This is a genomic window from Devosia sp., from assembly GCF_034675085.1.
Lineage (GTDB): Bacteria > Pseudomonadota > Alphaproteobacteria > Rhizobiales > Devosiaceae > Devosia.
The window spans coordinates 1-3,865 of the sequence record NZ_JAUCDN010000307.1 but is presented as its reverse complement, the minus strand read 5'-3'; the positions used below and the strand labels follow the sequence as shown (position 1 = coordinate 3,865).

Annotated in this window: 4 protein-coding genes; 2 read left to right on the top strand and 2 right to left on the bottom strand. The window is 64.9% G+C overall.

Annotated elements, in window-relative coordinates:
- Together VDP82_RS15260 and VDP82_RS15255 are read right to left on the bottom strand one after the other, a co-directional pair.
- Positions 1 to 337: glycine betaine ABC transporter substrate-binding protein (locus tag VDP82_RS15260; protein WP_323015685.1), on the bottom strand; the 337-nt coding region annotated here is incomplete at its 3' end.
- Positions 338 to 588: 251 nt separating this feature from the next.
- Positions 589 to 1,638, bottom strand: a complete 1,050-nt coding sequence (locus VDP82_RS15255; protein ID WP_323015684.1) for a glycine betaine ABC transporter substrate-binding protein — start codon at positions 1,636 to 1,638, stop codon at positions 589 to 591.
- A gap of 229 nt (positions 1,639 to 1,867) precedes the next feature.
- Here VDP82_RS15255 and VDP82_RS15250 point away from each other — a divergent pair, with 229 nt between their 5' ends.
- Positions 1,868 to 3,070 (top strand): ABC transporter substrate-binding protein, encoded by a 1,203-nt coding sequence (locus VDP82_RS15250; RefSeq protein ID WP_323015683.1) that lies wholly within the window; start codon positions 1,868 to 1,870, stop codon positions 3,068 to 3,070.
- 68 nt (positions 3,071 to 3,138) lie between these two features.
- Positions 3,139 to 3,729 (top strand): class I SAM-dependent methyltransferase, encoded by a 591-nt coding sequence (locus VDP82_RS15245; protein WP_323015682.1) that lies wholly within the window; start codon positions 3,139 to 3,141, stop codon positions 3,727 to 3,729.
- Positions 3,730 to 3,865: the final 136 nt, after the last annotated feature.

Sequence of the window (3,865 nt, the reverse complement as noted above, 5' to 3'; positions counted from 1 at the left end):
CCTTGCCCTCCTCGATGCCCGGCGCCCAGGGCTCCTCGATGGTGCTGGTCCACAATTCCGGCGCCACGGCCGGTCGGCCGCGCGTCAGCATGGAAGACGAAGTGGGAACGGTATCGCCGGTGACGATCTCGACGTTACAGCCATATCCCTTTTCCAGGACTGTCGCATGGATATGCGCCAGGGCGGCTGCGGATGGCCAGGTCATTTCGGCAATATCGATCACGCGATCGGTGCCGCACTGGGCGGCTGCGTCATCCTGGGCAAGGGCGGGAAGGCTGGCGGCGGACAATAGGGCAGCAGCCATCGCGGCGGCAATGCCACCGGATTTCGAAATCATCAGGTCAACTCCTGCTGTTATGGAATGCGGGAGACCATAAAGATGACAGAATTATGTGTCAAATCTGACAATATTTGAAGAATAACAGACAATCTATCCGATTTAAACTTGGACAAATAAACTTCTTATTTGAAAAATCTATTGTCACATCATGGTTTCTTGACTGGCAAAGATGGTGCCATGTAGAAATTTAATTGCAATAAAAGCAAAAAAATCTGAAAAATCCCAAAACCTGACTCAGGAGAACCGCATCAGGGCACGCTGCCGACCCAGCTTTTCCAGAGGTCCTGCCGCTCGGCAACGAAGCGATCCGCCACGCCCTCCACCGTCGCCCCGCTCTCGTTGAGCTGGGCCAGCAAAAGGTTCATCTCCGTCAGCGGCAGGCTGGCGCGCTGAAAATAGCCGGCGATGGCCGGCAGGTCGGTGAACACCCATTCGGCCAGCGCCACCACCACGGTTTCACCCGGGAAGGCGCTGGGCCGGGGCGCGGCGCAGCCCTGCTGGGCCAGGCAGGCCATGGCCTCGGCGTCATAGGCGCCCATGTCCAGCGCGGCAAAATCGAATTGCGCCAGCACCGCATTGGGTTGCCAGTAATAGAGCAGGAACGGCTCCTTGCGGCTCACCGCCTCGGCGATCAACCGGTCCATGGCGAAGCGGTTCTCCGGTTCGATCACCTCAACCAGCCCCTTGAGCCCCAGCGCCGCCACCAGGTTGCGGTTGATCAGCGAGCAGGCCCAATCCAGCGGGCAGGAGATGAAGGGCACCGGCTTGCCGCCATTGAGCGTTGGCAGGACCTGCTGCAATTGCGCCGCCCCCTTGAGCTCGGGATGGGCGGCGGCAACGAAGCCGGGCACGAACCAGCCTTCGAGCTGGGTCTGGGCGAAGCTGTTGGCGGCCGGACGCAGCATCTGCGCCGCGACGGCGGCATTCCACACCTCGGCCACCCGCGTCACCCACATTTCCGGCGCCACCGCCGGCTGTCCGGTCGAGCCCATGGCCGAGGCGGCGGCCGCCAGATCCCCCGGCATCACCCGCGTCTGGCAGCCATATTCCCGGGCCAGGAGCCGGGCATGGATTTCCGCCAGCACTTCCGCCGAGGGCCAGCCCATGCGCGCAATGGTCAGCGGCTGCGTGCCGCAGGGCGGCGGCGCCTCCGCCTCGGCCACCTCCGCCGCCGGCGTTCCGGCCCCCTGCTGCATCTGGTCCTGCGCCTGGTCGAGCACGGTGATCTGCGCCCATGCCGGCCCCGCCAGCATCAGTCCCAGCGTCAGCGCGATTGCCCGGCATACCCTTGCCGACATGAGCCCGGCTCCCTGTTTTTCCGCGTTGCCGCGCATGTGAAACCCGCCTGTATTAAGCAACTGTGCCTCTTGCGTCATTTGCCGCGCAATACCCGGTGACTCCGACTTCACAAATGTGCAAGACTTGACTCCAGCGGGGCGCATATTGCGCCCCCGAACCATGTTGTTGCGCCACTAGGGAGGGGGTCGACAGGACCGCCCGGCGCACAACCCAAACAGAGGGACCTCAATGTTCAAGAAAACCCTGACCCTGGCCGTCGCCGCCGCCGCGCTGACAATTGCCGCCCCGGCCCTCGCCGACGACGTCAAGATCGGTTTCCTGGCCGATGTGAGCGGCCCCATCGCCGGCTTCGCGCCCGGCATGGTGGAAGCGGGCAATCTGGCCATTGCCAATGTCAACGATCAGGGCGGCATCCTGGACGGCCAGAAGCTGATCTCGGTGAGCGCCGACAGCGAATGCGACAGCGGCAAGGCCGCCACGGCCGCCGACCGCCTGGTCAACGCCGAGAACGTCGTCGCCATTTTCGGCGGCTATTGCTCCGGCTCCACCATTGCCGGCGCCAATGGCTCGGCCATTCCGGGCAATGTGGTGATGATCTCGCCCGCCTCCACCGCGCCGGCCGTTGCCGAGCTCAACGACAATGACCTCGTCTTCCGCGACGTGGTTCCCGACTCCATCCAGGGCGTCAAGGCGGCGGAGCTGCTGCTGGCCCAGGGCGTCAAGGAAGTCGGCGTCACCTATGTCAACAACGACTACGGCTCGGGCCTGGCCGGCGCCTTTGTCGACGCCTTCGTCGCCGGCGGCGGCAAGGTTCTCGCCAATGTCGCCCATGAAGACGGCAAGGCCGACTACCGCCCCGAAATCGGCCAGATCGAAGCGGCCGGCGCCACCACGCTGGTCATTTACGGCTATGAGAATGCCGGCGGCGGCGCCATCCTCAACCAGGCCATCGAAGCCGGCTCGTTCGACCTGTTCATGGGCGGCGACGGCATGGCCGGCGAAGCCCTGCTCGCCAGCCGCAATGCGGCCGATCTGGAAGGCATGATCCTCACCCAGGCCGCCCCCGCCGAAGGCCCCGCCTTCGACGCCCTGGCCGCGCTCACCTCGGCCGTCGGCCAGGATGTGACCGGCACCTATGTGACCAACTCCTATGACGCCGTGTTCCTTTTGGCCCTGGCCATTGAGAAGAACGGCTCGGCCGAACGCGCCGGCGTCTCCGCCGCCCTGCGTGAAATCGCCAACGCCCCCGGCGAAACCATCCTGCCGGGCGAATGGGCCAAGGCCAAGGAGCTGATCGCCGCCGGCACCGACATCAACTACGAAGGCGCCTCCGGCTCCATCGAGTTCGACGCTGTCGGCGACGTTGCCGGTGCCATCAACTACTTCGTGGTCGAAGGCGGCAGCGTGGTCAACAAGGGCCTCATCCAGTAAGCTGGAGCCCACCTCAACCCTTTGCGGCCCGGGAGACACCTCCCGGGCCGTTTCAGTTGGAGCCCTTCATGCCGGACGACGAGACGCTCGCCTTCTACGCCGGCCATGCCGCCGATTATGTCCGGCACGGCTCCGGCCGTCCCAACCGGCATCTTCGCGCCTTCGCCGCCGCCCTGGCGCCCCGAGCGCGGGTGCTCGAGCTCGGCGCCGGCAGCGGCCGCGATGCTGCCTTCATGCTGGCGCAGGGCCTCGATATCGACCCCACCGATGCTTCCCCGGAGCTGGCCGAGCAAGCCGGCAGGCGCCTTGGCCGCGCCGTGCGGCTGATGCGGTTCGACCAGCTCGAAGCGGAAAATGCCTATGATGGCGTCTGGGCCTGCGCCAGCCTGCTGCATGCCCCCGCCGCCGAACTGGCCGACGATCTCGCCCGCATCCACACCGCCCTGCGGCCCGGCGGGCTGTTCGTCGCCAGCTTCAAGGCCGGCCAGGGCGAGGGCCGCGACGCCTTCGGCCGCTATTACAATTATCCCGATGCCGATACGCTGATGACTCGCTATCGCGCCGCCGCGGACTGGGCGGCGTTGACCCTCGAAACCGAGGCCGGCAGCGGCTATGACCGCCTGCCCACGCAATGGCTCTGGGTCACCGCCCGCAAATAGAGCGTTTTCAGGAAAAGTGGATACCGGTTTTCCGGTTCGGAAACGCGATAAAACAAAGACTTAGATCATTTCAGCGTTTCTACTAAACGGTGAAATAATCCAGCGTCGCCTCAGCCCGTTTCCGCGCCCGTGAGCG

Coding starts and splice junctions, on each gene's coding strand:
- VDP82_RS15255 (WP_323015684.1), bottom strand. CDS start 1,638: ATGTCGGCAAGGGTATGCCGGGCAATCGCGCTGACGCTGGGACTGATG.
- VDP82_RS15250 (WP_323015683.1), top strand. CDS start 1,868: ATGTTCAAGAAAACCCTGACCCTGGCCGTCGCCGCCGCCGCGCTGACA.
- VDP82_RS15245 (WP_323015682.1), top strand. CDS start 3,139: ATGCCGGACGACGAGACGCTCGCCTTCTACGCCGGCCATGCCGCCGAT.